We start from the raw sequence: 26,226 nt of genomic DNA, 5'->3' as shown, positions 1-26,226 counted from the left end.
GATAATGCCGGCCATTCCTTGATGTCGAGCAGGTGTTGCATGTCCTCTGAAACCATAGAAGTACCGCTGCCCAACCCGGTGGCGAGCGCTGTACCCGCTGCCGGCTGGCAGCGTCTGATGCTGTTGCCGCTGGTGATCCTGGCGGGCATGGGCCTGTCGGTGGAGGCCGGTCTGCTGGGCCCGCTGGGGAGCCAGGTGGGCCATTTGTGGGCGACCCTGAGCATCTTCGGCGTGGGCACGGCGCTGCTGTTGCTGCTGCTGTTGTTCAGCGGCCCGCAGCCCGGCCCGGCCTTCAGCCAGTTGCCGCGCTGGCAGTTGCTGGGCGGGGTGCTGGGGCCGATCTACGTGGTGGTGCTGACGTTGGCCACGCCCCATATCGGCATTGCCATGACCATGATCGCGATCCTTTCCGGGCAGGTGGGCAAAAGCGTGCTGATCGACCATTTCGGCTGGTTCGGCAGCGCCCGCAAGCCGGTCAATGCCGAACGCTGGCTGGCCCTGGCCCTGGCGCTGATTGTGCTGGCCCTGATCCTGATTGCCCGAGGTTGAAGATGAATCTGTTTCTATTGCTGGTTGTGGTGGTGGCCGCCGGTGCGGTGCTGAGTGTGCAGGCGGCGATCAATGGCCGCCTGGGGGAAAGCGTCGGTGTGTTGCGCAGCAGCCTGCTGACCTTTGCCGTGGGTGCCCTGATCACCGGGCTGCTGATCGTGTTTTTCCAGCCGCCCCAGGCCATGAGCCTGCTGCAGGCGCCGAAATGGCAACTGACCGGTGCGCTGTTCGGCGTGGTCTACATGCTGGTGATGGTGGGGGCCGTGCCCCGGGTCGGCACTGCGGTGGCCACGGTGGCGGTGATTCTCGGGCAGTTGGGCATGGGCATGCTGATCGACAACTTCGGCTGGTTCGGCAACCCGGCCATCGAACTGTCGCCCAGCCGCCTGCTGGCGATGCTGTGCCTGACCCTGGCGCTGCTGTTCATGTACCGCAGCAGCGTGCGCCGCGCCTGAACCCGCTTCAATTGCCCTCCAGGCACGCGGCGCCAGCCAGTGCCACCTGGGCGTCTTCATCGGACTTGACCCCGGAAACCCCCACCGCGCCGACCACCTGGCCGCCGACGCGGATCGGCACGCCGCCTTCCAGGGAGGTGAGCAGCGGCGCCGAGAGAAAGGCGCTGCGCCCGCCATTGACCATGTCCTCGTAGGCCTTGGTTTCGCGCCGGCCGAGGGCCGCGGTGCGGGCCTTTTCGGTGGCGATATAGGCACTGATCGGCGCGCAGCCGTCTAGGCGCTCCAGGGCCAGGGGATGGCCGCCGTCGTCGACCACGGCGATGCTCACCGCCCACCGGTGGCGCTGGGCCTCGGCGCGGGCGGCGGCGAGGATGCGGCGGGCTTCGTCTTGACCCAGTACGGCTTTGTGCTGCATGGCGAGCTCCAGGGGCGTGAGGTTCAGGGCAGGGCGGCTTCCAGCACTTCGATCCAGTGCCGTACCGGGGTCCGGCCGGCGCCGTCGAGGTGGCTCTGGCAGCCGATGTTGGCGGTGGCAATGAGGTCCGGCTGGCCGCTTTCCAGGGCCCGCAGCTTGTCGTCCCGCAGTTGTCGCGCCAGCGCCGGCTGGGTCAGCGAATAGGTGCCCGCCGAACCGCAGCACAGGTGGCTGTCGGGCACCGCGGTGAGGTGAAAGCCCAGGCGTTGCAGCAGGCTTTCCACGGCGCCGCCGAGCTTCTGCGCGTGCTGCAGGGTGCAGGGGCAGTGGAAGGCCAGGCGCTGGTCGCTGTGGGCGCCGAGCTGTTCCAGGGGTTCGTCCCGCAGCACTTCCACCAGGTCCCGGGCCAGGGCACTGACGCGCTGGGCCTTGCTGCGGTAGGCCGGGTCATGGGCCAGCAGGTGCTGGTAATCCTTGATGAAGGCGCCGCAGCCGCTGGCGGTCTGGACGATGGCTTCGGCCCCCAGTTGCAGGTGCGGCCACCAGGCGTCGATATTGCGCCGGGCGCGCTGCAGACCGGCTTGCTGGGCATCCAGGTGATAGTCCACCGCGCCGCAGCAGCCGGCCTCGCTGACCGGTTGCACGCTGATGCCCAGGCGATCCAGGACCCGCGCTGCGGCGGCGTTGGTATTGGGTGACAGCCCCGGCTGCACGCAGCCTTCGAGCAGCAGCACGCGCCGTGCATGGCGCAGGGGCGGACGCGGTTTGGCGCTGGGCACCTGGCGCGGCAGCTTGTCCTGCAGGGCCTGGGGCAGCAGCGGGCGCAGGCGGCTGCCGCCATGGATCAGGGCCTTGAACAGCTGCGGGTTGGCGCTCAGCGCCCGCAGGCCGCGGCGCAACAATTGTTGGCCGGCGGGCCGGGGCAGGGCGGCATCCACCGCGGCGCGGCCGATGTCCAGCAGGTTGTGGTAGTCGACCCCGGAAGGGCAGGTGCTTTCGCAGTTGCGGCACGACAGGCAGCGGTCCAGGTGCTGCTGGGTCTGGGCGGTGGCCGGGGCGCCTTCGAGCACCTGCTTGATCTGGTAGATGCGTCCGCGCGGGCCGTCCAGCTCATCACCGAGCAGTTGATAGGTGGGGCAGGTGGCGTTGCAGAAGCCGCAATGCACGCAACTGCGCAGGATGCGCTCGGCTTCGGCGGCCCGGGGCAGTTGTCGGGCCTCGGGGCTGAGGGTGGTCTGCATGGTCTAGAGCTCCGCGTAGAGTCGGCCGGGGTTGAAGATCCCTTGCGGGTCCAGCTGGGCCTTGAGGCGCTGGTGGTAGTGCAGCAGGGTCGGCGCCAGGGGCTGGAACGGGCTGTCCAGCAGGCCGTGGCTGTAGCAGCTGGCGTGGCCGCCAACGGCGCTGACAACGGCGCGGATGTCGGCGGCCGTGGCATCGGTCTTCAGCCAGCGCTGGGCGCCGCCCCAGTCCAGCAGTTGTTCGCCGGGCAGGGGCAGCAGCGGCGTGTTGTGCGGCACCGACAGGCGCCACAGCGGCGGGCCGGGGTTGAAGAAGTCCAGTTGCTGCTCGTTGAGCTGGCTCCAGTAGCCCGGGTCCAGCGGCTCGCCGCCGAGCCGGTCATGGGCCGCCGCCACCGAGCCTTCACCGCCCTCCAGGCGCAGGTGCAGGCGTTCGCCGTCATGGCAGGCGGCGCTGATGGGCAAGGGCTGCTGGCCCCATTCGGCAAGCTGGGCGAGGGCCCGCTGGCGGTCCATTTCCAGGCTCAGGCTCAGGCATTGCCGGGGCTTGGGCAGGACCTTCAGCGAGACCTCGGTGACCAGCCCCAGGCAGCCGTAGCTGCCGGCCATCAGCCGCGACAGGTCATAGCCGGCGACGTTCTTCATCACCTCGCCGCCAAACCGCAGGTGTTGGCCGCTGCCGCTGATGACCCGGGTGCCGAGGACGAAATCGCGCACCGCCCCGGCCCAGGGCCGGCGCGGCCCGGACAGGCCGCTGGCGAGCATGCCGCCCAGGGTCGCGCCCGCGCCGAAGGACGGCGGTTCGCAGGGCAGCATCTGCCCGGCGGCGTCCAGGGTGGCGTGCAGCTCGGCGAGCGGCGTACCGGCCCGGGCGCTGATCACCAGCTCCGTGGGGTCGTAGCTGACGATGCCGCGATGGCTGCGGGTATCGAGTATTTCCCCGGCACTCTCGCGGCCGAGAAAGGCCTTGCTGTTGGAACCCTGGATGCGCAGCGCGGTGTCGCTCGCCAAGGCATCGCGCACCTGTTCCAGCAAGGTCTCGGCGGCGTCGAAATCGCTGGCCACGTTCATCAGAATCGCTCCAGTTCGGGGAAGGGCAGTTGCCCGTGGTGGATGTGCATGGCGCCAAATTCGGCGCAGCGGTGCAGGGTCGGGATGTTCTTCCCCGGGTTGAGCAGGCCGCTGGGGTCGAAGGCCGCCTTGATGGCGTGGAACAGGGTCAGCTCGTGGTGGTTGAACTGGGCGCACATCTGGTTGATTTTCTCCCGGCCCACCCCGTGTTCGCCGGTGATGCTGCCGCCCACTGCCACGCACAGTTCGAGGATCTTGCCCCCCAGGGCCTCGGCCCGCTCAAGCTCGCCGGGCTGGTTGGCGTCGAACAGAATCAAGGGGTGCATGTTGCCGTCGCCGGCATGGAACACGTTGGCCACCCGCAGCTGGTGTTCGTCGGCCAGGCGGGCGATGCCCCGCAGCACCCCCGGCAGCTCGCGGCGGGGAATGGTGCCGTCCATGCAGTAGTAGTCCGGGGACAAGCGCCCCACCGCCGGGAAGGCGTTCTTGCGCCCGGCCCAGAAGCGCACGCGCTCGGCCTCGTCCCGGGCCAGGCGCACCTCGCTGGCGCCGGCCCGTTCCAGCACCTGGCGCACCCGCTCGCAATCGTCGTGGACATCGGCTTCCACGCCGTCCAGCTCGCACAGCAGGATGGCCTCGGCGTCCACCGGGTAGCCGGCATGGATGAAATCCTCGGCGGCGCGGATCGCCAGGTTGTCCATCATCTCCAGGCCGCCGGGGATGATGCCCGCGGCAATGATGTCGGCCACGGCGCGGCCGGCGGCCTCCACCGAGTCGAAGGCCGCCAGCAGCACCTTGGCGATCTGCGGCTTGGGCAGCAGCTTGACCGTGACTTCGGTGATCACCCCCAGCAGGCCTTCGGAGCCGGTGAACAGCGCCAGCAGGTCGAAGCCCGGCGCGTCCAGGGCCTCGCTGCCCAGGGTCAGGGGCTGGCCCTCGACGCTGAGCATCTGGACCTTGAGCAGGTTGTGCACGGTCAGGCCGTATTTCAGGCAATGCACGCCGCCGGCGTTTTCCGCGACATTGCCGCCAATCGAACAGGCGATCTGCGAAGAGGGGTCGGGAGCGTAGTACAGGCCGAAGGGCGCGGCGGCCTGGGAGATCGCCAGGTTGCGCACCCCGGGTTGGAGCCGGGCGCAACGGGCGGCGGGGTCGATCTGGAGGATTTCCTTGAAGCGCGCCATCACCAGCAGCAGGCCCTTTTCCAGGGGCAGGGCGCCGCCGGACAGGCCCGTGCCGGCGCCTCGGGCCACCACCGGCACCCGATGGGCGTGGCAGATCTGCAGGATGCGCTGCACCTGGTCCAGGTGCCGGGGCAGGGCCACCAGCATCGGCGTGCTGCGGTAGGCGCTCAGGCCATCGCATTCGTAGGGTTTGAGCTGTTGCTCCTGGTCCAGCAGCTCCAGCTCCGGTAGCTGCTGGCGCAGGGCCTGGATCAGGGCCTGGCGGTCGACGTCGGGCAGGGCGCCATCGAGGCGTTCGTCGTAGAGAATCGTCATGGCGGCTAAGGACCTTGTGTGGTTTTTATCAGGTCGCGAATGCTGTACGGCTGCCTTGCATGATTGGCCCGGCGGGCTTTAGTGTCCATGTGCGTTGGCAGTGGTCGAACCACTTTGTTTTCCAGGGCAGGCCGGGGTTTTTCCGAAAGGTCAGGTTTTTCAAAAGCTTGGCGGGCGCGCGGAAATAGCCGGACAAATGGCACAGGGCTGGTCATACCAGTGGGAGGAAGCATGCAGGACACGCAAGCGGGGCGTCGGCCCCAGGTGGCGGACCTGGTCTGCGCACGGATCGAGCGGCTGATCGTCGACGGGGTATTCAAGACCGGCCAGTTGCTGCCCTCGGAACGGCGCCTGACGGCCAAGCTCGGGGTTTCGCGCACGGCCCTGCGCGAGGGCCTGAAACTGCTGCGGGCGCGGGGCATCATCGACACTCGACAGGGCCGCGGCTCCCAGGTGGCGCAACTGTCGGCCCCGGCGGCGCAGTCGCCGCTGATGCATCTGTTCAGCTCCCAGCCCCGCACCCTCTACGATCTGCTGGAAGTGCGCAGCCTGCTTGAAGGCGAGTCGGCGCGGCTGGCGGCCCTGCGCGGCACCGAAGCGGATTTCGTGCTGATCGAGCGCGCCTACCAGGCCCTGCTGCAGGCCCATGAACAGGCCCTGGAGCCCGCCGCCCTGGCGCGCCTGGACCACGCCTTTCACCTGGCGATCTGCGAGGCCTCGCACAACCCGGTGCTGGTGCAGACCCTGGGCTCGCTCACCGACCTGCTGCTGAACTCGGTGTTCGCCTCGGTCAACAACCTCTATCACCGCCCGGCGCCCAAGCGCCAGATCGACCGCCAGCATGCGCGGCTGTACAACGCAGTCACCGGGCGTCTGCCGGAACAGGCACGCAAGGCGGCGGTGGCGCATATCCAGGGCATTGCCCGCAACCTCAGGGACATCGAGGACGAAGAACAGCGGCTGGTGCGCGCTACCTTGCGTTTGCAGGGCTGGGAGTGAGGGGCCGACCATCAGTCGCGTGCGCCCTGGCCGGGCGGTGCCTTGGCCTAACCTGTGGGGACTCGGCCCGAGCGGGGCGCTCGGTGAAGCACCCGCCCAAAGGCCCGAGCCTTGAACCCGAGGAGCCATGCCATGTCCACGCAAACCTGTGCCTGCCCGGCCTGCATCTGCAAGCTGGGCGCCCATGCCATCGTCCGTCACGGCAAGCACTACTGCTGCCAGGCGTGCGCCGACCATCACGCCCACGGCGAGCCTTGCGCTTCCACCGAAGGCTGCAAATGCGCCAAGGGCGCCCACGGCTGAGTGGGGATCGGCGGGTGGGGCCGTGCGGCTCCACCCGCGTTGCTGCGTCCTAGACCGAAGGGCGCCAGGTGACGTTTTCGATACCGAACTTTTCGGCCATGGGCTTGCTGGTCTTCTTCACCCGTTCGCGGCCGAAACGTCCTATCCGACCCACTCCAGCGTCGCAACTGGCCCAGTGCCAGGCCTCGGCGTTGTCCATCTTTTCCTGGCGGATGATGAAGGACTTGGGGGCGCCGTGGAGGGTGTATTCGATGACGAAAAGTTTTGCGTTGTTCATAAAGCCTTTGTTCCTCCCTGTGATCTTTTAGTGATCCTGGCGCGGCGGAAAAATTCACTCTGATTGTCCGCCCGGGCTACCGACGGTCATGGGCCGCCAGCCGCTCTATCCGAATGGATTCCCGAGCGGCGCCCAGGCCTTCATCCGGATGGGCGCGGCAGCGGTTGGCGGCGCCCCGGGCGGCTGGTTACCATGGGCGCCCGCCGACCTGCCGCGACCTTGCCATGGCCCTAGCCGCACCCCCCGACCTCAGCGACCCCGTGATCCCGGTGCAACCCCTGGCCCGCACCTATCCGCGGGGCTTGTTCATCGAGCCCCATGAACACGATTGGGGCCAGTTGCTCTACGCCATGAGCGGGGTGATGTGGGTCGAGACGCCCCATGAAGCCCTGGTGGTGCCGCCCCAGCGCGCGGTGTGGTTGCCGCCGGGGGTGAGCCACGGGATTCGCGTGGTCAGCGACCTGCAGATGCGCAACATCTACCTGCGCCCGTCCCTGGCGGCGACCCTGGACCCCAGCGTCCAGGTGCTGCAGGTGGACAACCTGCTGCGCGAATTGATCGTGCGCCTGGTGGAACTCGACCCGCCGCAGCCGGAGTACTACGAGGCGCTGGTGGGGCTGGCCCTGCTGGAACTGCGCCGGGCTCGCCGCTCGCAATTGAAGATAGCCCTGCCGGACGCCTCCGACCGGCGCCTGGGCAGCCTGTGCCAGGCGGTGATGGCGGCGCCGTCCCTGGCCATCTCCTTTGAACAGCACGCCGATGCGGCGGGGGCCAGCGTGCGCACCCTGGCACGGCTGTTCAAGGAGCAGTTGGGCGTGGGCTTTGCCGAATGGCGGCGCCAGGTGCAACTGGCCACCGCTGCCGCGGAGCTGATCCAGGGTGTACCGGTGAGCCGCATTGCCCGGGAGCTGGGTTATTCCCCCAGCAGCTTCAGCGACATGTTCCGCCGGGAACTGGGTGTCGCGCCTTCCCAGTACGCCAGCGCCAGCCAGGTGTAGCCGCTGCCACAGGCTCGGGCCGCGTTCGGACGAACGGCTCCGCAGGAGACGCGGCAATCTCAAAGCCGCCATAGGTTCGTCGGGATATCGCCAAGCAAGGCCCTTCGGTCCTTTTCGCAGCTTCGCAGGCTCAGCAGCGGCTACAGGGACTGCCTGGCGTCGTGTAGCCGCTGCCACAGGCTGCGAACGGCTCCGCAGGAGACGTGAAGATCCGGAGAGCGCCGGATGTGCATCAGGCGGACGCCAGCCAAGCGACCGCCAGGGTTTCGGCCTTGGCCGAAATCCTGAAGCACTTGGCCGATGCCGCGGGACCGTGCCACCTAGACTGTGCCGCACACGCCACTTCACCCCGGCATGAGCCGCACGGCCTCTGGAGCGCAGCATGAACTACCTGATTTCCCTGGCCGCCGGCCTGTTGGTCGGCCTGCTTTACGGCGCCTTGCAGGTGCGTTCTCCGGCACCGCCGGCAATTGCCCTGGTTGGCCTCTTGGGCATGCTCGGCGGTGAGCAGTTGTGGCCCCTGGGGCGCCAGTTGCTCGGCAGCTGGCTGTCCTGAACACGCATTTTTCCTTTCTCCCCCCGACTCATGGAACCGACGATGAAAGCACTGCAATTTTCCGCCACCGGCGACCTCGCGGCCCTGCACGTAGTGGACCTGCCCACCCCGGTACCGGGTGCTGGCCAGGTGCTGGTGCGCATCAAGGCCGCGGGCCTCAACCCCAGTGATGTGAAGAACGTCCTCGGGCGCTTTCCCTACACCACACTGCCGCGGGTGCCCGGGCGGGACTTTGCCGGGGTGGTGGAGCAGGGGCCGGCGCAACTGCTGGGCCAGGAAGTCTGGGGCACCGGCAAGGAGCTGGGCTTCTTCGCCGACGGCAGCCATGCCCAGTACGTGGTGCTGTCCGCCCAGGGCGTGGCCCGCAAGCCACGGCACCTGAGCTTTGCCCAGGCCGCAAGCCTCGGGGTGCCCTACACCACGGCCTGGGATGCCCTGGAGCGCAGTGGCGTAGCCCGTGGCACCCGGCTGCTGGTGATCGGCGGCGGCGCGGTGGCCTCGGCGGCCCTGGCCCTGGCCAAGGTGCGCGGGGCCCGGGTGCTGGCGGCGGCGCGCCGGGTGGAGCAGGTCCAGGCGCTTGAAGCCCAGGGCTACCCGACCTTGCACCTGCAACAGCCGGAAACCCTGGCGGCCCAGGTGGCCGAAGTCTATGCCGGCGGTGCCGAGGTGATCTTCGACACCACCGGCTTCTGGCTGCCGGCCTCGGTGCCGGCCCTGGCCACCTTTGGCCGCATCGCCATCATCGCCGCCCCGGTGGACGGCCATGTGCAACTGCCGGCCCTGGCGCTGTACCGCAAGGGTGGCTCGGTGGTGGGGATCAACTCGCTGTTGTATGGCGTAGAGGCGTGCGCGGCGATGCTGGAGCAGTTCGGCCGCTATTTCGATGAAGGCCTGCTGCCGCTGCCGGAAGGCCTGGTGGAATCGCCGCTGGAGCGGGGGCTGGAGCGTTATGCCGAAGTGAACCAGGGGCGCGGCGAAAAAATCATCCTCATCCCCTGAGCGCAGCGGCCATCCCTGCGTAGGAGCCCGCTTGCTGGCGAAGAGGGCCCAGAGATCGACTTCGCCGGCAAGCGGAACGCCGCCTGGCCGCTCCCGGGAGAGAAATCAGGTCTCGGGCACGCCCTTTTCCCAGGCCGACCAGTTGCCGAGGATGTCCTGCACCAGCGGATTGCCGGCCCGGTAGAGGTTCTCCAGGGCCGGGACAAAGCCGCCCTGGTCGGCGTACTTGAGCAGGTTGTCCACTTCGCTGGCCCCCGGGGCCGGGCGGTCGAAGTCGGAACCGGCGCGCACCACCGCCAGGCGCTGGATGTCCAGCAGGCCCTCGCGGCTGGCCCGCAGCAAGGCTTCGTAGGTGGAGTTGTCTTCCTGCTGGGTGGTGCAATAGGTGCCTTTGTTGTCGGTCAGCAAGCGGGTCCAGACCTCCGCCCGTTCGCTCAGGCGGGTGCCGGAAAACCAGGTGTTGCCCGCCAGGGTGTCGCAACGGGTCACCACCGGTGGCTGGTTGGCCGGGGCCTTGGGGTATTTCAGGCGCCAGGCCGCCGACTCCTTGCTCTCGCTCAGGGCCACGTTGCGGCTCAGGGCGAAGGCCTTGGCCTGGAGCTTGGGGTTCAGCTCGAAGACTTCGGTCTTGTAGTCCAGGGGCGGTTTTTCGTTGGGGCCCTTGGTGTTGATCCCCAGGTAGCCGGTGGGCCAGCCCTCGGGCGCATCCCGGGAGTCGATTTCCCACTGGGTGCCGAACTCCACCAGGTAATGGGCCCAGGCGGCGGTGCCGATGGTGCCGTGCTGGGGGCTGATGCCGGCGATCCCGGCAATCAGGAAATAGCTCTTGCGCAGGTCGAATTTGGGCGACAGCGCCAGGGCCAGGGTCGACGCCGCGGCATTGGTCTGGCCCATGCCTGTGGTCAACAGGCACACCTCGCGGTCGTTGCAGCGAATCACCGGATACTCCGCCGCCAGCCCCGGCACGCGGATCTCGCGCTTGAGCTCCAGGCGCTCGATCCAGTGCTGCGCTTCCGGCGCGAACATGCTGATCAGCACCACCTTGGGCTTGATCGCTGCCTCACTGGCCCAGGCGCCGCTAGCCACCAGTGCACTCAAGCCCATTGCCCACGAAACCTTTTGAATCCCACGCATACAACCTCCATGACTGCCGTTAATTGGCGCTTATCCTGCCTGATCCAGGTTGCAGCTCAGCGCAACCGTTCTTGTCTTGCCGCTGCTTTAAAACTGATAGCCAACCCCGGCGTAATAGCCCCAGCCATTGGAGCGGGCGCGGAACTCGCCGTCGCCGAAATTCAGCACGCTGCCATCCTCCCAGTTGCCGCCGTTGTGGAAGTAGCGGCCCACCAGGGTGAAGCGCAGGTGGGTGAAGGAATAGAGCAGCACGTTGGTGGCCACCGTGGCATTGGCGGTGCGGGCCGGGTTGTCCTTGTGCAGGTCGGAGCCGAAATCGAAGTTGGTGAAGCCGATGTAGGTCAGCGAGGCGCCGTTGCTGAAGCTGTCGATGGGCACGATGTATTTCAGCTGGGCGCGGTAGCCGTCCCAGGAGTATTCGTTGCTGGCGCCGTAGTTTTCCCACTGGTAGCGGCCGTAGAAGTTGGCCGAGAGGTTGACCCGCGAATGGGTGTCGATGTCGGTGCCCAGGCCGCTGTACAGGGTGTTGGCGCGGTTGGCGGTGCGGCTGCCGTGGTCGTAGATCCAGTCGAAGGCCACGTACCACTCCTTGAACGGGCCGATGGCCAGGCTGCGGCCGGCCAGGTAGTCGATGGAGATTCGCGGCTCGTGCTCCATGAACAGCGGCGAGCCGTGGTCCCAGATGCCCTTGTCGTGGCTGTTGCCGATGTCGAGGATCTTCGGCAGGTCGATGTAGCCGTACAGCTCGAAGGGGCCCTTGCGCCCGAAGTATTCGTATTCCAGGTAGATGTCGTCTGCCGGGCGCGGGCCGAAGCTGATGTCCTTGCTGCCGATGAGCATCAGGTCCTGGTTGTACCAGTCGGAGAGGTAGGCGCCCTGTTTGGCCGGTTGCACATCGGCGCTCAGGCTTTCGCCCTGGGCCGAGTCGTCCGCCGGGGCGGCGGGGGGCTGGGCGAAGGCGCTGGGTAGACCCGTAACGCCGGCCAGCCACAACGAAACAGCCAGGGTACGGCAGGACGCATGGCGTCGCAGAGGGTTGAGCATGGAAAGTCCCTGTTCTTACAGTGTGAAGTCCCTTGTGCTCGACACTTCGAAAGAAGGCGGCGAACACCCACAAAATTACAACTCGCAAACGTTTGCATATGGCGTACCAACTTGAAACAGCGGCTTGCGACAAAGGCGTGAATGGCCGCGGGATTGGCGCTTGGGGCGCGGTGCGTGCCGATGGCGGGGAGGGCCGGACGCTGCAGGCCTGGGCAATGCCCGGCCCCCAGGCCCGGCGCTGGTGCAGGCGCGCAATGCTAGAGTGCGCCACTTACCCGCCACCACCTCGGGAGTGATCATGGAGCTGTCCGACCACCTGCTGATGCTTGAACGCCAGTTGCAACAGGCCGAAGTGCGTGCCGATCGCCAGGCGCTGGAGGCCTTGCTGGCCGATGACTTTCTTGAGTTTGGCGCCAGCGGCGGGCGCTGGGACAAGGCCCAGGTGCTGGCCAGCCTGCCGCAGCAGGTGTTCATCGAACGGCGCATCAGCGAGTTCGCCGTGCAGTGCCTGGGGGCCGACCTGGCCCAGGTCACCTACCTGTGCCATAACGCCGCAGCGCCCGGGCGGGCGGCCAGCAGTGCCTGGCGCAGCTCGCTGTGGCGCTGCCAGGAGGGGCGCTGGCAGATGCTGTTCCATCAGGGCACGCCGCGGCCAAGTGCCTGAGGGCTCTGCTAGAATCCCCGTCCCAGACTTGACGAGGTACCCCATGAGCGAGCCGATTCGCCTGACCCAGTACAGCCACGGAGCCGGTTGCGGCTGCAAGATTTCCCCCCAGGTACTGGAGGTGATCCTGGCCGGCAGCGGGGCGCAGAACCTCGACCCCAAGCTCTGGGTCGGCAATGCCTCGCGCGATGACGCGGCGGTGTACGCCATCGATGAAGAGCGCGGCGTGGTCTCCACCACCGACTTCTTCATGCCCATCGTCGACGACCCCTTCGACTTCGGCCGCATCGCCGCCACCAACGCCATCAGCGACATCTACGCCATGGGCGGCGACCCGCTGATGGCGATTGCCATTCTCGGCTGGCCGGTGAACGTGCTGGCCCCGGAAATCGCCCGGGAGGTGATCCGCGGCGGTCGCTCGGTGTGCGACGCCGCGGGCATTCCTCTTGCGGGCGGGCACTCCATCGATGCGCCGGAGCCGATCTTCGGTCTGGCGGTCACCGGGCTGGTGGAAAAACGCTTCATGAAGCGCAACGACACCGCCACCGCCGGTTGCCTGCTGTACCTGACCAAGCCCCTGGGGATCGGCGTGCTCACCACCGCCGAGAAAAAGGGCAAGCTGCGCAGCGCCGACATCGGCCTGGCCCGGGACTGGATGTGCACCCTGAACAAGCCCGGCAGCCGTTTCGGCAAGCTCGAAGGGGTGACCGCGATGACCGACGTCACCGGTTTCGGCCTGCTCGGGCACCTGGTGGAAATGGCCGACGGCAGTGGCCTGACCGCGCGCATTCACTACGACCGCGTACCGCGGCTGCCGGGGGTCGAATACTACCTGGACCAGGGCTGCGTGCCCGGTGGCACCTTGCGCAACTACAGCAGCTACGCCGACAAGGTCGGGCGAGTCCAGGAACTGCACAAGCGCGTGCTCTGCGACCCGCAGACCAGTGGCGGGCTGCTGGTGGCGGTAACCCCGCAAGGCAATGCCGAATTCCTGGCCCTGGCGGCGGAACTGGGCCTGGAACTGGCGCCGATTGGCGAGCTGGTAGAGCGACAGAGCCACGCGGTCGAGGTGTTCTGATGTCTCTGGACTGCACCGACTACCGCGAGATCTTCCTCAACGACCGGCCGATGATGGACACCCGCGCGCCGATCGAATTCACCAAGGGCGCCTTTCCCGGGGTGCTCAACCTGCCCCTGATGACCGACCAGGAGCGCCAACGGGTCGGCACCTGCTACAAGCAGCAGGGCCAGCAGGCGGCCATCGTGCTCGGGCATCAACTGGTGTCCGGCGCGATCAAGGAGCAGCGCGTCCAGGCCTGGGCCGATTTCGCCCGAGCCCATCCCGACGGCCTGCTGTACTGCTTTCGCGGTGGGCTGCGCTCGCAGATCGTCCAGCAGTGGCTCAGGGAAGCGGGCATTGACTACCCGCGGGTTGGTGGCGGTTACAAGGCCATGCGTACCTTCCTTCTGGACACCACCGAACAGGCCTTGCAGCAGTGCGATTTCGTCCTCCTGGGGGGCATGACCGGCACTGGCAAGACCCAAGTGCTGGGCCAGTTGGACAACGCCCTGGACCTGGAAGGCCACGCCAACCACCGCGGCTCCAGCTTCGGCCGGCGCGCCACCGGCCAGCCGAGCAACATCGACTTCGAAAACCGCCTGGCGGTGGACCTGCTGAAAAAGCGTGAGCGCGGCGTGCAGAGCTTTGTCCTGGAAGACGAGAACCGCATGATCGGCAGTTGCGCCTTGCCGCTGCCGCTGTACCAGAGCATGCAGGGCTTGCCCATGGTCTGGCTGGAGGACAGCCTGGCCAACCGGGTGCAAAGGATCCTCGACGACTACGTGGTCAACCTCTGCGCCGAGTTTGTGGCGGTGCATGGCGAACAGGGCTTCGCGCTGTTCGCCGAGCGCCTGCTGGAAAGCCTGAACAAGATCCACAAACGCCTCGGTGGCGAGCGTCACCAGCGCCTGTTCCTGCTGATGGAAGCCGCGCTGGCGGAACAGGCCCGCGGCGGCGACGTGGAACGGCACCGGGCCTGGATCGAAGGCTTGCTGGGCGAATACTACGACCCGATGTACGCCTTCCAGCGCGAGAGCAAGGGCGCGCGGATCGAGTTCAGCGGCGAGCACGGCGCCGTGCTCGATTACCTGCGCCAGCGCCAGCCGCCATCGCGCTAGCGCTCAATAATCCGCGCGCTCGCAGCACCTGAGCGCGCGGTGTGCGCGGGCGTCAGCCGGCAGGGCGTGGACGGTCGAGCAAGGCCTCGACCACGGCCCGGGCCATTTCCACGGAATGCACCATGGACCAGATCAGGCCGCGTTCGATGCCGCTGGCGCGCTCGGTGATTTCATCGGACACCTCCTCGGCGCACTTGAGCAGCAGGGCGACGTGCCTCAAGGCCTCTTCGGCGTTGACCCCGGCTTGCACACTGAACAGGGTATTGCCCAGGGCATCGGCGGAGGCCGAACGGGCGTGCCTGGGTAGGTTTCAGCGCGCTGAGCAGGTTGGCGTTGGCGCGATCCAGTTCGGGGTCGCGCAGTGGGCGGGGTGGATCGGGGACGAGCTTTTTCATTGGGGTACCTACGACTCTAAGGTTAAGTAGAGCCGCCGGTCTCGCTTCCACACGAGAGGGTGGCAGCCGTGCGTGGGTGTGGAAGACCGGGGAGTCTTTTGGTACCCAAAACCCGGCGCACCCGAAGGTGCCCCACGCATGGCCGCCATAACACGTATCCGCAGGCGCAAAGCGTCGGCAGGCGCGTTGAAGCGTTGTACCTATGACCCTTCCGGACTTCCACATCCGAGTCGCTGATTGTGCAGCGACCGGGGGAGACTGCCTGACGAACACCAAGGACACAAGCCGCTCAAAGGCGTTGGCGATTCTCTCGGACCAGCCTTACAAAACAAAGCGAAAACTCTGGTTTCGGAAGCGGCATTCCCTGACCAATGTGTTTCAAGACGATGCGGCGGGGGCGTGTGGAAATTTCCATTGGAGGCCAGCATTCAACGAGCGCCTTGGCCTCCACGAAACACCAATCAGCCGTGATGTTGCAGGTATTCGTTCAGGGCCTGACGGGTCAGATCGTTCAACGATACATTCTGCCGGGTGGCGGCCACGGCAGCCGCTAGATGAAGGTCGTGGCCTACCCGAACGTTGAACGAGCCTTTGCAAGGGATTTCTGGTGCTGTGCCCGATTGCTCACAGGTATCCAGATAGTCGTCTACTGCCTCTTTGAAGGCCGCTTCGAGTTCAGCCACGGTCTGCCCTTCATAGCTAACCAAGGCCCTTATGAACTGAAGTTTGCCAAAGAGGCAATTGTCCTCGGTACTGACCTCGATAGAGCCGTAATAGCCCTTGTGCTGCAGTAGGTTGTTCACGGTATGAGACCTCCCGATTTTAGTTGCTCGATCACTTGGCGGCGTATGTAGGCCTTCAGCTCATTACCGGGGTGCGGTTTGTGCAGGTTGATCATTGCGCCTGGATCGCCATTGTCGAATTTTACCCGGCTGCCCGAGCCCTCCAGCGGTGTGTAGCCCAGGCGCTTTAGGAGAGTGACCAGTTCCTGCCAGGAAAAGGTCCCCCGGTCGTTGAGTAACTTGGCGAGAAGCTTATCGTTCTTGGACACGGCATCCTCTTTTTTTGCGACTAAATTTAGTTGCATGCTTCAAGGGTGTCAATGTGAGTCACCTATAAGCTTCGACCACCAGGGTTCTACAACAACGCCGCACCAATCAACCCGCAGACAATCCCCACCAGCATGGTCAGCACGGCCACGGTCACCAGCACTCGGGCATCGAAATCCTTGCGCAGCATCAGCAGCGACGGCAGGCTGATGCTCGGCAGGGTCATCAGCAGGGCCACCGCCGACCCGGTGCCCAGGCCCAGGGTCATCATGGTCTGGACGATGGGAATCTCTGCCGCCGTGGGGATCACGAACAGGGTCCCGGCGATCGCCAGCGGCACCAGCCACCACAGGCTGTCACCCATGGCACCGTCGATATGCGGAAACAGCCAGACCCGCGCCGCGCCCAGCACCAGTACCGCCAGTACGTAGATCGGAATGGTGCTCCAGAACAGTTGCCACAGGGTCTTGCCCCAGCGGCTGAGGAACGGCTGGTCGTTCACCGTGCTGGCTTCCACCACCGCATCCACTGCGGCTTCGGGCAGTTGCTCGGGGCCGGCGACCCGCTGCGCCACCAAGGACACGCCCAACACCAGGACAATGCCCGCCACCAGGCGCAGGGCAGAAAAGCCCCAGCCCAGGACAAAGCCCATGAACACCAGGGTCGCCGGGTTGAGCACCGGGTTGGCGATCCAGAACGCCAGGGCCGCACCCACCGAAACCTTCTGCCGGCGCAGGCCAGCAGCCACCGGCGCGGCGCAGCAGGAACACATCATGCCCGGCAGGGCGAACAGCCCGCCGCGCAGGGTCGAGCCGAAGCCGGCACGGCCGAACAGGCGCAGCAGCCAATCCCGGGGAATCAGCACCTGCAGCAGGGAACCCAGGATCACCGCCAGCACCGCAGCCTTCCAGATGGCCAGGAAGTACACCTGGGAATAGCCCAGGGCGGCGCTCCAGGGCGAGCTCTGCTGATCGTTGAGGATCGAGGCGCCGATGCTGTGGCTGTCGGCGGCGACAAAGGCCTTGAGGTAGTAGGGCGACCACTTCACGTAATACAGGCCGATGGCGGCGACCAGCAGGAACAGCAGGGGTTTGCACCAGAACGCCCAGCCGCGGTTGGGCTGGGTGGAGGCGAGGTTGGACATGAAAGGTATTCCGCACGAGGACAATAAGCGCGAATTGTAGCCGCTGGCGCCGGCGCGCTGCGAACCGATCTCGTCCGGCCTTGCCTGGCGATCCCCCGTCGGGAGCTCATCGGCCTTGAGAACGCCGCGTCCCTGCGGGCCGTTCGTCCGAACGCGGCCCGAGCCTGTGGCAGCGGCTACAGGAGAGTGATTTTCAGAGGGTGCGAATCGAGGTGCGGATGGCCCGGGCACATTCGATCACCGAGGGCGCGAGCTTGCGTTCGGCTTCTTCCAGGGTCCAGCGGCTGCTGGGCACCACCACGTGCACCGCGGCCACCGGCAAGCCCTTGCCGTCGAGGATGGGCGCGGCTATCGCCATGTCGCCCAGGAACAGTTCTTCCGGGTTCAGGGCATAGCCGCGGCGCTGGGTGGCGTCGATCTCGCGCTGGATCTCGTCCAGATCGGTGCGGGTGTGTCGGGTGTGGGCCTTGCGGTCGCTGGCCTGGAGGATCTGCAAGGCCTCGGCGGCGGGCAGGGCGCTGAGGTAGGCGCGGCCCGAGCCGGTGCAGTACATCGGGATACGACTGCCGATGGGCATGTGGATGGGGATGAACTTGGGCGCCACGAAGCGCGCCACATAGACCATGTCCAGGCCATCGGGCTCGGTGAGGTTGGTGGTTTCCCCGGTGACCTGGGCCAGCTCGGCGAGGAAGGGGTTGGCCACGTCCACCAGGGTGTCGGCGGCCAGGTAGTTGTAGCCGATCTCCATCACCCGCGGGGTCAGCTGAAAGCGCTTGGTCTGCGGGTGCTTACGCACGTAGCCCAGCTGTTCCAGGGTGTGGATCATGCGCTGCGCCGAGCTTTTGTTGATGTCGGCGGCCGTGGCGATTTCCGCCAGGTTCATGGTCCGTTGCGCGGCGTTGAAGGCCCGCAGCACCGCCAGGCCTTTCTCCAGTGACTGGTTGAAAAGGGAGTTGTTGTTATCGCTCATGACCAGTCCTTTCAGGTTGTTTTGTGTTTTGAATATCGATATTCGATATTTATAAATCTCTTTACGATTTTTGTAAATTGTTTATAGTCGGGTTCATGCCTCCTGCCTTCCACAACAGAGGCTATCCATCACGGACTTCAAACAATAAAACCGTCCAATGGGAGATTCGCCATGCACACCCGCACTCGCGTCCTTGCACCCGCTGTTTTCGCATTCTGTTGCGCCCTTGGCCTGGGCCTTTCGGCGTCGGCCCAGGCCGAGCCGCTGTACAAGGTCGGGGCCACCGCCACCGGCATTCCCTTCACCTTCCTTGACGTCAAGAGCCAGAGCATCGAGGGCATGATGATCGATGCCGCCCGGGCCGTGGGCAAGGCCGGCGGTTTCGCCGTGGACATCCAGCAGACCACCTTCGCCGCACTGATCCCCTCACTGACCTCGAACAAGATCGACATCATTTCCGCTGCCATGCTGCGCACCCCGGTGCGCGAGAAAGTGGTGCAGTACTCCGACCCGGTGTTCAGCTACGGCGAGGGCCTGATCGTCAAGGCCGACGACGCCAGCGACTACCGCCGCATGGAGGACCTGGCCGGGGAAACCGTCGGCGCCCAGGTCGGCACGGTGTTTATCGACGAGTTGAACAAGCGCGGGATCTTCAAGGAAGTGCGCGGCTACGACTCGATTCCCGACCTGATGCGCGACCTGGCCCTGGGGCGGATCAAGGCCGGTTTCGCCGACCGGCCGATCCTCGCCTACCAACTGGCCCAGGGCACCCAGAACAAGGTGCGGCTGGTCAAGGGCTACCAGCCGGTGGTCATGGGCGATGTCTGCCTGATCGTGCGCAAGGGCGATGCCCAGACCCTGGCCGAGGTCAATCGCGGGATCGCCGCGATCAAGGCCGACGGCACCCTGGACCGCATCATCGAGCACTGGAAGCTCAACTGATCCAGTCGCGGCCCGGCGCCTGGCCCGGGTCCCTTTCCTGCTGATTAAACGGGTCTCTCCATGTTTCTCCAGAACGCTCTGGACTTCCTGCCCATTCTGTTGAAAGGCGCAGTGGTCACCCTGCAGGTCACCGTTGGCTCCTTCGTGCTCAGCTCGCTGATCGGCCTGGTCTTCGCCTTGATGATGGTGTCCAAGGTGCGCTCGGTGGCGTTGTTCGCCATCGGCGTGGTCAACGTCATTCGCGGGCTGCCGATCATCGTCCAGCTGTTTTACATCTACTTCGTGCTGCCGGATTTCGGCATCCAGCTCACCGCCATGCAGGCCGGGGTGATCGGCCTGGGCATCGCCTACTCGGCGTACCAGGCGGAAAACTTCCGCGCCGGTATCCAGGCCATCCACCAGGGCCAGATCGAGGCCGCCGAATCCATCGGCATGCGCGGGCCGATGATCATGCGCCGGGTGGTGCTGCCCCAGGCCCTGCGCATCGCCTTGCCGCCCTATGGCAACACCCTGGTGATGATGCTCAAGGACTCGTCCCTGGTGTCCACCATCACCGTGGCCGAGATGACCCGGGCCGGGCAGCTGATCGCTTCCTCGACCTTCGAGAACATGACCGTCTACACCCTGGTGGCCTTGCTCTACCTGGCCCTGAGCCTGCCGCTGTCCTTTGCCCTGCGCCGCCTGGAGGCGCGCATCAGCACCCGGAGAAAGCCATGATCCAGATCAAGGGCGTACACAAGAGCTTTGGCAACGTGGCGGTGCTCGAAGGCATCGACCTACAGGTGCACAGCGGTGAAGTGGTGTGCCTGATCGGGCCCTCGGGGTCCGGCAAGTCGACCCTGCTGCGCTGCATCAACGGCCTGGAAAGCTACGAGCAGGGCGACATCCTGGTGAGCGGGGCGCGGGTCGACCGGCAGGCCAAGAGCATCCATGAACTGCGTACCCGGGTGGCCATGGTGTTCCAGCGCTTCAACCTGTTTCCCCATCGCACGGCCTTGCAGAACGTCACCGAGGGGCCGATCTACGTCAAGAAACAGGACCCCCGGCAAGCACGCCTGCGGGCCGAGGCACTGCTGGAAAAGGTCGGCCTGGCCCATCGCATGCACGCCTACCCGGACGAGCTCTCCGGCGGCCAGCAGCAACGGGTGGCCATTGCCCGGGCGCTGGCCATGGACCCGGAGGCGATTCTCTTCGACGAACCGACTTCGGCGCTGGACCCGGAACTGGTGGGCGAGGTGCTGGCGGTGATGCGCAAGCTGGCCGACGAGGGCATGACCATGATCGTGGTCACCCATGAAATGGGCTTTGCCCAGGACGTGGCAGACCAGGTGTGCTTCCTCCACAGCGGGCGCATCGTCGAGGCCGGCCCGGCCCGAACCGTGCTCAGCACCCCGAGCCACCCGCGCACCCAGGACTTCCTGCGGCGCTTGCTCAACCAGGGCGCGGAGGTGCAGGCATGAGCGCATCCGAGCCCCTGCGCATGCCGCCCTCGCTGTGGGCGGCCACGGCCATGCCGGCCGAGCACACCCCGGCACTGGCCGAGGACCGGGAGGTCGATGTGGCGATTGTCGGCGCCGGCTACACCGGGCTGGTGAGCGCCCTGCGCCTGGCCCAGAGCGGTGCCAGGGTCTGTGTGCTGGATGCCGGCGAGCCCGGCTGGGGTGCCTCCGGGCGCAACGGTGGGCAGGTGATCCCCGGGCTCAAGTTCGACCCCGAGCAACTGCTGGCCAAGTTCGGCCCGGTACAGGGCGAGGCGCTGATCGATGCCGTGGGTGGCGCGGCCGATGAAGTGTTCGAGCTGATCAAGGAACACGGCATTCGCTGCGACGCCACCCGCAAGGGCTGGATCCAGCCGGCGTTTTCCGGCGCCGCGATGCACACCCTGGAGCAGCGCGCCGAGCAGTGGCGCCAGCGCGGCGTGGCCGTGGAGTTGCTGGACAAGGCGGCGGTGAGCCAGCGCATCGGCAGTTCGCAATACCTGGGCGGCTGGGTCGACCCGCGGGCCGGCAGCCTGCACCCGCTGAACTACGCCCGGGGCCTGGCCCGGGTGGCGATGGGGCTGGGGGCGAGCATTCACGGCCAGAGCCGGGTCCGGCAACTGCAGCGCGATGGCGGGCGCTGGACCCTGGAGACCGACCGCGGCGCTCGGGTGCGTGCCTCGAAGGTACTGCTGGCGACCAATGGCTACACCGACGACTTGTGGCCGGGGTTGCGCCAGACGGTGATCGCCGCCAACAGTTTCATCATCGCCACCCGGCCGCTGCCGGCCGAGCTGCGCCAGAGCATCCTGCCGGGCGGCGAGGTGTGTTCCGATGCCCGGCGCCTGCTGCTGTATTTCAAGCAGGACGCCCAGGGGCGCCTGCTGCTGGGTGGGCGCGGGCCGTTTTCCGAGCCGCGCCGGGATGCCGACTGGAACCACCTGGAGCGTTCGTTGCTGAACCTGTTTCCGCAATTGGCGGGCGTCCCTATCGAGTATCGCTGGAGCGGGCGCGTGGCCCTGACCCCGAGTTTTCTGCCGCAGTTGCACGAGCCGGCGCCGGGGCTGTCGATCCTGCTGGGCTACAACGGGCGCGGCATTGCCTTGTCGACCCTGCTGGGCAGGCACCTGGCGGCGCGGCTGACGGGAGCGGGGCAGGGTTTTCCTTTCCCGGTCACGCCGTTGCGGCCGATTCCGCTGCACGGCCTGCAACGCCTCTACCTGGGGGCGGGGATTGCCTGGTACCGGTTGCTCGACGCCCTGGGCTGATCAGCTCGGGCAATCCTGCTCGCCATTGTCCAGGCCCTGTCTGTAACTCTGGCTGTGCAGGCTGGCCTTGCCGTTGCGCCAGGTCAGGGTCAGCACGTACAGCGAGTCGAAGTCGCTGGAGGCCCAGTCTTTGGTGATCGGCTGCTGTTCGCCCACGGCTTCTTCGGCGACCTTGTTGATCAGCTCCGGCAGGTAGCCGTGGGACCAGGCGGTGTAGATGATCGCGTTGTGGTAGCGGTCATGCAGCAGCTCGTCCGCCAGGTCGCTGGTGTCATTGGCGGCAAAGTCGATGTTCACCGGCAGGCCGAGCTTGATGGCGCTGGGGCTGATGGTCATCAAGGGGCGGATGTAGCTGTAGGAGTTGTCCAACTCGCCTTCCTCGACGTTGCGCGTGGGGTCGGCGGCGAACACGTACTGCGCCTTGCCGAATTTTTCCGGCAGCAGCGAGGCCAGGTCGATGGCCCGGTTCAGGCCTTGGCAATTGAGCTGGCCGAGGCCGCCGGCGGGCTTTTCCGCGTGGCGCAGGAACACCAGGGTCTGGGTGCCGTCCACCGGTTGCGCGCGGCTGGCGCTTGATTCCAGGGACAGGCACAGGGCGCTGCCCAGCAACAGGGCCGGCAACGGCAGGTAGCGGCGGTGCTTGAAGTGGCGGGCAAGGCGGCGGGGCAGGTTCATGGTGCGGTCATTCTTCAAGTGCGATACGTGAGGCTGACAAACCCATGCTCCCTGTCGTTGCTCGTGGCCTGATCGGGCCGTGGCTTATGAGTCCCTGAACGGCTTTTGGTTCGATTGCAGGCAGCTTAAGCGCTGCATGTTGCCGATTTAAGAAAACCCGGCGGATAATTCCCCGCCGTTGCCCATCCGTGGCGCCGCCCCCCTTTGATTGAGACTGGAAGCCTGTCATGAGCGATCTTTCCGCCTTTGCCGTCACCCAGAAATGGCCTGCGCAATTCCCTGAGTGGATTCAGTTGTATTCCTTGCCGACCCCCAACGGGGTCAAGGTCTCGATCATGCTCGAAGAGATCGGCCTGCCCTACGAGGCGCACCGGGTCAGCTTCGAGACCCAGGACCAGATGACCCCGGAGTTCCTCAGTGTCAGCCCGAACAACAAGATCCCGGCGATTCTCGACCCCCACGGCCCGGGGGACCAGCCGCTGGCGCTGTTCGAGTCGGGGGCGATCCTGATCTACCTGGCGGACAAGAGCGGGCAACTGCTGGCCCAGGAGTCGGCGGCGCGTTATGAAACCATCCAGTGGCTGATGTTCCAGATGGGCGGCATCGGCCCGATGTTCGGGCAGGTGGGGTTCTTCAACAAGTTTGCCGGCAGGGAGTACGAGGACAAGCGGCCGCTGGAGCGCTACGTGAACGAGGCCAAGCGTCTGCTGGGGGTGCTGGACAAGCACCTGGGGGGGCGCGAGTGGATCATGGGCGAGCGCTATACCATTGCCGATATCGCGACCTTTCCGTGGATTCGCAATCTGATCGGGTTCTATGAGGCGGGTGAATTGGTGGGCATCGACAACTTCCCCGAGGTCAAGCGAGTGCTGGCCAAATTCGTGGCGCGCCCGGCGGTGATCCGCGGGTTGGAGATTCCCAAGGTTTCTTGACGCACGCACGCCCTGTAGCCGCTGCCGCAGGCTGTGCACGAGCGCGCAGCGGTGGCGGCGATCCCAAGAATGCCAGGGGTGTGTCTGGGGGCGCCAAGCCAGGGCCTGCGTACCGAACGCAGCCCGCTCTTTCGCAGCCTCGCCCTGGCTCGGCAGCGGCTACAGCCAACGTTGTGCCTCATAACGCTGGGCCTTATTAAGAAACAGGAATTTTTGCATGCCCCCCTTAAGTTTCAAGCAAGTCGATGTCTTCAGCTCGACTCCCCTCAAAGGCAACCCCTTGGCCGTGGTATTCAACGCCGACGAGCTCAGCACCGAGCGCATGGCCACCTTCGCCAACTGGACCAACCTCAGCGAAACCACCTTTCTGCTCCAGCCCCGCGATCCCCGGGCCGACTACCGCCTGCGGATTTTCACCACCACCCAGGAATTGCCCTTCGCCGGCCACCCGACGCTGGGCAGTTGCCACGCCTGGCTCGAAGCCGGCGGCGTGCCCCGGGGCGAGGAGATCATCCAGGAGTGCGAAGTGGGCCTGGTGCGCATCCGCCGCCAGGGCGATCAGTTGGCCTTTCTCGCGCCGCCGCTGCTCAAGGCCGGCCCGGTGGAGCCCGAGGTGCTGGAGCAGGTGCGCCGTGGTCTGCGCCTGGCGCCCGGGGACATCGTGCAGGCGCAGTGGGTCGACAACGGCGCCGGCTGGCTGGCGGTGATGCTCGGTGAACGCCAGCAGGTGCTGGACCTGCAACCGGACTACCCGGCGCTGATCGGTCTGGCGGTCGGGGTGATCGCGCCTTGTGATCCCGAGGGTGATGACAGCGACGCGCAGTTCGAGGTACGGGCCTTTATCGCCGGTGATGGCATGCCCGAAGACCCGGCCACCGGCAGCCTTAATGCCGGCATCGCCCAGTGGTTGCTGGGCGCCGGGCTGGCACCGGCTCGCTACCGCGTCAGCCAGGGCCTGAGCATGGGCCGGGCAGGGCGGATTGACGTGGAACAGATCGGCGATGAAATCTGGATCGGCGGCACGGCGCGAACCTGCATCGAAGGGCACCTGCGGCTTTTCCCAAGCAGTGAGCAAACGTGCGAGAACACACCTTCGCCCACTGGACCGAGGCATCCATGAGCGCGTTGACACCTGGCGATTTTGCAGGCACCGGCACGCACAGACAGGCACGGATCCTGTGCGCCTGGGCCCAGGTTGTGCCCTGTAAGGGCTGGATGCTGCGGGCAGGCCTGCTGGGTTTGCTGGCGCTTGATCCACTGCTTTGCATTGCACAAACCACGGCGGTCAAACAACCGCCCGGCCCGGCAACCTTGCCTGGTAATACACCGCGCAGCGAATCCGCGGCATCCGCCAGCGTGGCGGCCACGCCAGGGGACAACGGCGTGGCGGTGAATGCCACGTGCAACCTGCCGGTCAAGCCATCGGCCGGCAAAGTCGTGGAGATATATTGGACCCAGGGCCCGGAAAATCGTCGCGTGGTGGGGCGCGAGGCTGACCATTACGTCGATCTCAATCTGATCGTTCGAACTGTGGGTTACCGGCCTGGCGAGTGCATCGAAGCGACGATTCAGTCCGCAAACGCTGCCGATGAAATTGCCGACCGGATCAAGAAAATCGTGCTCAGGGGAAAGGTTGACGATACCGGCATGGCCTACTTCAAAACGCCTCTGAAGGACTACACCCTCAATTTGCAGGGCAGTGAGCCGCCGTAGTGTGCACACCCGTGCGGGAGCCAGGAGCTGCTGCAAGCGGCCAACCGCCGGATTTGTCGCACGCAGGTTTTTCAATGGCGGCTGCCGCTGTTGCGTCAGATGGTCGCAGGCTGGCCGCGTCGAGTGGCCGATACCCCCTGGATCGCGGGGCCTCAAGGGCATTGTTACGGCTTGGGCAAGACTCTCTTGAGCCGTGCGGGTTTGTACCGGGGCGGCTGCGGGCATAAGCTTTCAGCCTTTTTTCGCCATAGCTCGTGTTGTTTCGCGCTCAGCCTTAGGAAAAATCATGTCCAGCCAGTTCCCAGAAGCCCGTCCGCGTCGCCTGCGTCGCTCCGAACAACTGCGCAGCCTGTTCCAGGAAACCGAATTCACCCTCAACGACCTGGTGCTGCCGATTTTCGTCGAGGAAGAAATCGACGATTTCGTGCCGATCAAGAGCATGCCCGGGGTGATGCGCATTCCCGAATCCAGGTTGGCCGGCGAGATCGAGCGTTACGCCCGCGCCGGGATCAAGTCGGTGATGACCTTCGGCGTCTCCCACCACCTGGACTGCGACGGCAGCGACACCTGGAAGGAAAACGGCCTGGTGTCGCGCATGTCGCGCATCGCCAAGGATGCGGTGCCGGAGATGATCGTGATGTCCGACACCTGCTTCTGCGAATACACCGATCACGGCCACTGCGGGGTCATGCACGGCCATGAAGTGGACAACGACCAGACCCTGCTCAACCTCGGCAAGCAGGCGGTGGCCGCGGCCCGTGCCGGCGCCGACGTGATCGCGCCGTCGGCGGCCATGGACGGTCAGGTCCAGGCCATCCGCCGCGCCCTGGACGCCGCCGGTTTCACCCAGACGCCGATCATGGCCTATTCCACCAAGTTCGCCTCGGCGCTCTACGGCCCGTTCCGTGAAGCGGGCGGCAGCGCGCTCAAGGGCGATCGCAAGAGCTACCAGATGAACCCGATGAACCGTCGCGAGGCGGTGCGTGAATCCTTGCTGGACGAGCAGGAAGGCGCCGATTCGCTGATGGTCAAGCCCGCCGGGGCCTACCTGGACATCATCCGCGACATCCGCGAGGCCTCGCGCCTGCCGGTGGCGGCGTATCAGGTCAGCGGCGAGTACGCGATGATCAAGTTCGGCGCCCAGGCCGGCGCCATCGACGAGCAGCGAGTGGTGCGCGAAAGCCTGGGTTCGATCAAGCGCGCCGGCGCCGATCTGATCTTCACCTACTTCGCCATGGACCTGGCCCTGGCCGGGATCTGACCAGGCCCCCGCAGTACCGC

General features: G+C 66.1%; 30 protein-coding genes and 1 pseudogene. 18 read left to right on the top strand and 13 right to left on the bottom strand.

What is annotated here, in order from left to right; all coding sequences use genetic code 11:
- Nucleotides 1-39: 39 nt before the first annotated feature.
- A complete protein-coding gene (locus AC1RL5_RS16090) occupies nt 40-549 on the top strand; it encodes a DMT family transporter (protein ID WP_492589712.1) in 510 nt (169 codons plus the stop codon).
- 2 nt (nt 550-551) lie between these two features.
- Nucleotides 552-1,004, top strand: a complete 453-nt coding sequence (locus AC1RL5_RS16085; protein WP_041117272.1) for a DMT family transporter — start codon at nt 552-554, stop codon at nt 1,002-1,004.
- Between the two features lie 7 nt (nt 1,005-1,011).
- Here AC1RL5_RS16085 and AC1RL5_RS16080 read toward each other — a convergent pair whose 3' ends face one another.
- The 4 genes from AC1RL5_RS16080 to glcD are packed head-to-tail and all read right to left on the bottom strand — an operon-like array spanning nt 1,012 to nt 5,227.
- Nucleotides 1,012-1,419, bottom strand: a complete 408-nt coding sequence (locus AC1RL5_RS16080) for a heme-binding protein (RefSeq protein ID WP_093410114.1) — start codon at nt 1,417-1,419, stop codon at nt 1,012-1,014.
- 23 nt (nt 1,420-1,442) lie between these two features.
- On the bottom strand, nt 1,443-2,660 hold the full coding sequence (glcF, locus tag AC1RL5_RS16075) for a glycolate oxidase subunit GlcF (RefSeq protein WP_103407862.1): 1,218 nt from the start codon (nt 2,658-2,660) through the stop codon (nt 1,443-1,445).
- Nucleotides 2,661-2,663: 3 nt separating this feature from the next.
- Nucleotides 2,664-3,728: a glycolate oxidase subunit GlcE gene (gene glcE, locus AC1RL5_RS16070; protein ID WP_072451394.1), complete on the bottom strand. Its 1,065-nt coding sequence runs from the start codon at nt 3,726-3,728 to the stop codon at nt 2,664-2,666.
- A complete protein-coding gene (glcD, locus tag AC1RL5_RS16065; protein WP_011060567.1) occupies nt 3,728-5,227 on the bottom strand; it encodes a glycolate oxidase subunit GlcD in 1,500 nt (499 codons plus the stop codon). Before glcD ends, glcE begins: the two co-directional genes overlap by 1 nt.
- A gap of 231 nt (nt 5,228-5,458) precedes the next feature.
- Between glcD and glcC the strand changes: the two genes are divergently transcribed.
- Together glcC and AC1RL5_RS16055 are read left to right on the top strand one after the other, a co-directional pair.
- Nucleotides 5,459-6,226, top strand: a complete 768-nt coding sequence (glcC, locus tag AC1RL5_RS16060; protein WP_011060568.1) for a transcriptional regulator GlcC — start codon at nt 5,459-5,461, stop codon at nt 6,224-6,226.
- Between the two features lie 132 nt (nt 6,227-6,358).
- Nucleotides 6,359-6,529 (top strand): metallothionein, encoded by a 171-nt coding sequence (locus AC1RL5_RS16055; protein ID WP_072451392.1) that lies wholly within the window; start codon nt 6,359-6,361, stop codon nt 6,527-6,529.
- Nucleotides 6,530-6,578: 49 nt separating this feature from the next.
- Here the strand turns inward: AC1RL5_RS16055 and AC1RL5_RS16050 are convergent, their stop codons facing one another.
- Nucleotides 6,579-6,806 carry a DUF6555 family protein gene (locus tag AC1RL5_RS16050; protein WP_011060569.1) on the bottom strand — a complete coding sequence of 76 codons (228 nt, stop codon included), beginning with the start codon at nt 6,804-6,806 and terminating at the stop codon, nt 6,579-6,581.
- Between the two features lie 224 nt (nt 6,807-7,030).
- Here AC1RL5_RS16050 and AC1RL5_RS16045 point away from each other — a divergent pair, with 224 nt between their 5' ends.
- From AC1RL5_RS16045 to AC1RL5_RS16035, 3 genes are all read left to right on the top strand, one after another.
- Nucleotides 7,031-7,804 (top strand): AraC family transcriptional regulator, encoded by a 774-nt coding sequence (locus tag AC1RL5_RS16045; protein ID WP_492589710.1) that lies wholly within the window; start codon nt 7,031-7,033, stop codon nt 7,802-7,804.
- A 382-nt stretch (nt 7,805-8,186) separates the two neighbouring features.
- On the top strand, nt 8,187-8,360 hold the full coding sequence (locus AC1RL5_RS16040) for a DUF1427 family protein (RefSeq protein ID WP_015635062.1): 174 nt from the start codon (nt 8,187-8,189) through the stop codon (nt 8,358-8,360).
- A 42-nt stretch (nt 8,361-8,402) separates the two neighbouring features.
- Nucleotides 8,403-9,359, top strand: coding sequence for a quinone oxidoreductase family protein (locus AC1RL5_RS16035; RefSeq protein WP_053157584.1), 957 nt, complete (start codon nt 8,403-8,405; stop codon nt 9,357-9,359).
- A gap of 105 nt (nt 9,360-9,464) precedes the next feature.
- Here the strand turns inward: AC1RL5_RS16035 and AC1RL5_RS16030 are convergent, their stop codons facing one another.
- Together AC1RL5_RS16030 and AC1RL5_RS16025 are read right to left on the bottom strand one after the other, a co-directional pair.
- Nucleotides 9,465-10,493, bottom strand: a complete 1,029-nt coding sequence (locus tag AC1RL5_RS16030; protein WP_093410092.1) for a purine-nucleoside phosphorylase — start codon at nt 10,491-10,493, stop codon at nt 9,465-9,467.
- Between the two features lie 87 nt (nt 10,494-10,580).
- Nucleotides 10,581-11,537, bottom strand: coding sequence for a nucleoside-specific channel-forming protein Tsx (locus tag AC1RL5_RS16025; RefSeq protein WP_015635066.1), 957 nt, complete (start codon nt 11,535-11,537; stop codon nt 10,581-10,583).
- A 262-nt stretch (nt 11,538-11,799) separates the two neighbouring features.
- Here AC1RL5_RS16025 and AC1RL5_RS16020 point away from each other — a divergent pair, with 262 nt between their 5' ends.
- Genes AC1RL5_RS16020 through mnmH form a run of 3 tightly spaced genes read left to right on the top strand, consistent with a single transcriptional unit; the run spans nt 11,800 to nt 14,379 of the window.
- A complete protein-coding gene (locus AC1RL5_RS16020) occupies nt 11,800-12,201 on the top strand; it encodes a nuclear transport factor 2 family protein (RefSeq protein WP_309475480.1) in 402 nt (133 codons plus the stop codon).
- Nucleotides 12,202-12,244: 43 nt separating this feature from the next.
- Nucleotides 12,245-13,279: a selenide, water dikinase SelD gene (selD, locus tag AC1RL5_RS16015; RefSeq protein WP_093410081.1), complete on the top strand. Its 1,035-nt coding sequence runs from the start codon at nt 12,245-12,247 to the stop codon at nt 13,277-13,279.
- Nucleotides 13,279-14,379: a tRNA 2-selenouridine(34) synthase MnmH gene (gene mnmH / locus AC1RL5_RS16010; RefSeq protein WP_492589708.1), complete on the top strand. Its 1,101-nt coding sequence runs from the start codon at nt 13,279-13,281 to the stop codon at nt 14,377-14,379. Before selD ends, mnmH begins: the two co-directional genes overlap by 1 nt.
- Before the next feature lie 52 nt (nt 14,380-14,431).
- Here the strand turns inward: mnmH and AC1RL5_RS16005 are convergent.
- From AC1RL5_RS16005 to AC1RL5_RS15985, 5 genes and pseudogenes are all read right to left on the bottom strand, one after another.
- Nucleotides 14,432-14,774, bottom strand: a pseudogene (locus tag AC1RL5_RS16005) (DUF6124 family protein).
- A 461-nt stretch (nt 14,775-15,235) separates the two neighbouring features.
- Complete coding sequence (locus tag AC1RL5_RS16000) at nt 15,236-15,577, bottom strand: type II toxin-antitoxin system HicB family antitoxin (RefSeq protein ID WP_072451388.1); 342 nt, start codon at nt 15,575-15,577, stop codon at nt 15,236-15,238.
- Complete coding sequence (locus AC1RL5_RS15995) at nt 15,574-15,825, bottom strand: type II toxin-antitoxin system HicA family toxin (protein WP_019094202.1); 252 nt, start codon at nt 15,823-15,825, stop codon at nt 15,574-15,576. Before AC1RL5_RS15995 ends, AC1RL5_RS16000 begins: the two co-directional genes overlap by 4 nt.
- Nucleotides 15,826-15,911: 86 nt before the next feature.
- Nucleotides 15,912-16,967: a permease gene (locus tag AC1RL5_RS15990; protein WP_207239034.1), complete on the bottom strand. Its 1,056-nt coding sequence runs from the start codon at nt 16,965-16,967 to the stop codon at nt 15,912-15,914.
- Between the two features lie 193 nt (nt 16,968-17,160).
- The gene (locus tag AC1RL5_RS15985; RefSeq protein WP_011060579.1) at nt 17,161-17,937 is read right to left on the bottom strand and encodes an IclR family transcriptional regulator; all 777 of its coding nucleotides are present in this window, start codon (nt 17,935-17,937) and stop codon (nt 17,161-17,163) included.
- Between the two features lie 171 nt (nt 17,938-18,108).
- Between AC1RL5_RS15985 and AC1RL5_RS15980 the strand changes: the two genes are divergently transcribed.
- The 4 genes from AC1RL5_RS15980 to AC1RL5_RS15965 are packed head-to-tail and all read left to right on the top strand — an operon-like array spanning nt 18,109 to nt 21,625.
- A complete protein-coding gene (locus AC1RL5_RS15980; RefSeq protein ID WP_015635071.1) occupies nt 18,109-18,879 on the top strand; it encodes an ABC transporter substrate-binding protein in 771 nt (256 codons plus the stop codon).
- Between the two features lie 60 nt (nt 18,880-18,939).
- A complete protein-coding gene (locus AC1RL5_RS15975; RefSeq protein WP_011060581.1) occupies nt 18,940-19,596 on the top strand; it encodes an amino acid ABC transporter permease in 657 nt (218 codons plus the stop codon).
- Complete coding sequence (locus AC1RL5_RS15970) at nt 19,593-20,339, top strand: amino acid ABC transporter ATP-binding protein (RefSeq protein ID WP_011060582.1); 747 nt, start codon at nt 19,593-19,595, stop codon at nt 20,337-20,339. Before AC1RL5_RS15975 ends, AC1RL5_RS15970 begins: the two co-directional genes overlap by 4 nt.
- Nucleotides 20,336-21,625, top strand: a complete 1,290-nt coding sequence (locus AC1RL5_RS15965; RefSeq protein ID WP_072451387.1) for an NAD(P)/FAD-dependent oxidoreductase — start codon at nt 20,336-20,338, stop codon at nt 21,623-21,625. The genes AC1RL5_RS15970 and AC1RL5_RS15965 overlap by 4 nt, the downstream gene beginning before the upstream one ends.
- Here the strand turns inward: AC1RL5_RS15965 and AC1RL5_RS15960 are convergent, their stop codons facing one another.
- Nucleotides 21,626-22,300, bottom strand: a complete 675-nt coding sequence (locus tag AC1RL5_RS15960; protein ID WP_207239035.1) for a histidine phosphatase family protein — start codon at nt 22,298-22,300, stop codon at nt 21,626-21,628.
- Nucleotides 22,301-22,527: 227 nt separating this feature from the next.
- Here AC1RL5_RS15960 and AC1RL5_RS15955 point away from each other — a divergent pair, with 227 nt between their 5' ends.
- The 4 genes from AC1RL5_RS15955 (at nt 22,528) to hemB (ending at nt 26,206) form a co-directional block, all read left to right on the top strand.
- A complete protein-coding gene (locus AC1RL5_RS15955) occupies nt 22,528-23,232 on the top strand; it encodes a glutathione binding-like protein (protein WP_011060585.1) in 705 nt (234 codons plus the stop codon).
- A 217-nt stretch (nt 23,233-23,449) separates the two neighbouring features.
- Nucleotides 23,450-24,352 carry a PhzF family phenazine biosynthesis protein gene (locus tag AC1RL5_RS15950; RefSeq protein ID WP_492589706.1) on the top strand — a complete coding sequence of 301 codons (903 nt, stop codon included), beginning with the start codon at nt 23,450-23,452 and terminating at the stop codon, nt 24,350-24,352.
- Nucleotides 24,349-24,945 (top strand): hypothetical protein, encoded by a 597-nt coding sequence (locus AC1RL5_RS15945; protein ID WP_145712890.1) that lies wholly within the window; start codon nt 24,349-24,351, stop codon nt 24,943-24,945. Before AC1RL5_RS15950 ends, AC1RL5_RS15945 begins: the two co-directional genes overlap by 4 nt.
- Before the next feature lie 286 nt (nt 24,946-25,231).
- Nucleotides 25,232-26,206: a porphobilinogen synthase gene (hemB, locus tag AC1RL5_RS15940; protein ID WP_093410053.1), complete on the top strand. Its 975-nt coding sequence runs from the start codon at nt 25,232-25,234 to the stop codon at nt 26,204-26,206.
- Nucleotides 26,207-26,226: the final 20 nt, after the last annotated feature.

Source organism: Pseudomonas sp. GW822-FHT06D10, assembly GCF_058799535.1.
Note: the sequence above shows the minus strand (reverse complement) of the source record. Positions and strands in the feature narration are given on the sequence as shown.

Coding starts and splice junctions, on each gene's coding strand:
- AC1RL5_RS16050 (WP_011060569.1), bottom strand. CDS start 6,806: ATGAACAACGCAAAACTTTTCGTCATCGAATACACCCTCCACGGCGCC.
- AC1RL5_RS15990 (WP_207239034.1), bottom strand. CDS start 16,967: ATGTCCAACCTCGCCTCCACCCAGCCCAACCGCGGCTGGGCGTTCTGG.
- glcD (WP_011060567.1), bottom strand. CDS start 5,227: ATGACGATTCTCTACGACGAACGCCTCGATGGCGCCCTGCCCGACGTC.
- AC1RL5_RS15970 (WP_011060582.1), top strand. CDS start 19,593: ATGATCCAGATCAAGGGCGTACACAAGAGCTTTGGCAACGTGGCGGTG.
- AC1RL5_RS16035 (WP_053157584.1), top strand. CDS start 8,403: ATGAAAGCACTGCAATTTTCCGCCACCGGCGACCTCGCGGCCCTGCAC.
- AC1RL5_RS16030 (WP_093410092.1), bottom strand. CDS start 10,493: ATGCGTGGGATTCAAAAGGTTTCGTGGGCAATGGGCTTGAGTGCACTG.
- AC1RL5_RS15955 (WP_011060585.1), top strand. CDS start 22,528: ATGAGCGATCTTTCCGCCTTTGCCGTCACCCAGAAATGGCCTGCGCAA.
- AC1RL5_RS15960 (WP_207239035.1), bottom strand. CDS start 22,300: ATGAACCTGCCCCGCCGCCTTGCCCGCCACTTCAAGCACCGCCGCTAC.
- AC1RL5_RS15965 (WP_072451387.1), top strand. CDS start 20,336: ATGAGCGCATCCGAGCCCCTGCGCATGCCGCCCTCGCTGTGGGCGGCC.
- AC1RL5_RS16080 (WP_093410114.1), bottom strand. CDS start 1,419: ATGCAGCACAAAGCCGTACTGGGTCAAGACGAAGCCCGCCGCATCCTC.
- glcC (WP_011060568.1), top strand. CDS start 5,459: ATGCAGGACACGCAAGCGGGGCGTCGGCCCCAGGTGGCGGACCTGGTC.
- AC1RL5_RS16085 (WP_041117272.1), top strand. CDS start 552: ATGAATCTGTTTCTATTGCTGGTTGTGGTGGTGGCCGCCGGTGCGGTG.
- AC1RL5_RS16025 (WP_015635066.1), bottom strand. CDS start 11,537: ATGCTCAACCCTCTGCGACGCCATGCGTCCTGCCGTACCCTGGCTGTT.
- AC1RL5_RS15975 (WP_011060581.1), top strand. CDS start 18,940: ATGTTTCTCCAGAACGCTCTGGACTTCCTGCCCATTCTGTTGAAAGGC.
- selD (WP_093410081.1), top strand. CDS start 12,245: ATGAGCGAGCCGATTCGCCTGACCCAGTACAGCCACGGAGCCGGTTGC.
- AC1RL5_RS15985 (WP_011060579.1), bottom strand. CDS start 17,937: ATGAGCGATAACAACAACTCCCTTTTCAACCAGTCACTGGAGAAAGGC.
- AC1RL5_RS15945 (WP_145712890.1), top strand. CDS start 24,349: ATGAGCGCGTTGACACCTGGCGATTTTGCAGGCACCGGCACGCACAGA.
- AC1RL5_RS15980 (WP_015635071.1), top strand. CDS start 18,109: ATGCACACCCGCACTCGCGTCCTTGCACCCGCTGTTTTCGCATTCTGT.
- AC1RL5_RS16055 (WP_072451392.1), top strand. CDS start 6,359: ATGTCCACGCAAACCTGTGCCTGCCCGGCCTGCATCTGCAAGCTGGGC.
- AC1RL5_RS16045 (WP_492589710.1), top strand. CDS start 7,031: ATGGCCCTAGCCGCACCCCCCGACCTCAGCGACCCCGTGATCCCGGTG.
- hemB (WP_093410053.1), top strand. CDS start 25,232: ATGTCCAGCCAGTTCCCAGAAGCCCGTCCGCGTCGCCTGCGTCGCTCC.
- AC1RL5_RS16040 (WP_015635062.1), top strand. CDS start 8,187: ATGAACTACCTGATTTCCCTGGCCGCCGGCCTGTTGGTCGGCCTGCTT.
- glcF (WP_103407862.1), bottom strand. CDS start 2,660: ATGCAGACCACCCTCAGCCCCGAGGCCCGACAACTGCCCCGGGCCGCC.
- glcE (WP_072451394.1), bottom strand. CDS start 3,728: ATGAACGTGGCCAGCGATTTCGACGCCGCCGAGACCTTGCTGGAACAG.
- AC1RL5_RS15950 (WP_492589706.1), top strand. CDS start 23,450: ATGCCCCCCTTAAGTTTCAAGCAAGTCGATGTCTTCAGCTCGACTCCC.
- AC1RL5_RS16090 (WP_492589712.1), top strand. CDS start 40: ATGTCCTCTGAAACCATAGAAGTACCGCTGCCCAACCCGGTGGCGAGC.
- mnmH (WP_492589708.1), top strand. CDS start 13,279: ATGTCTCTGGACTGCACCGACTACCGCGAGATCTTCCTCAACGACCGG.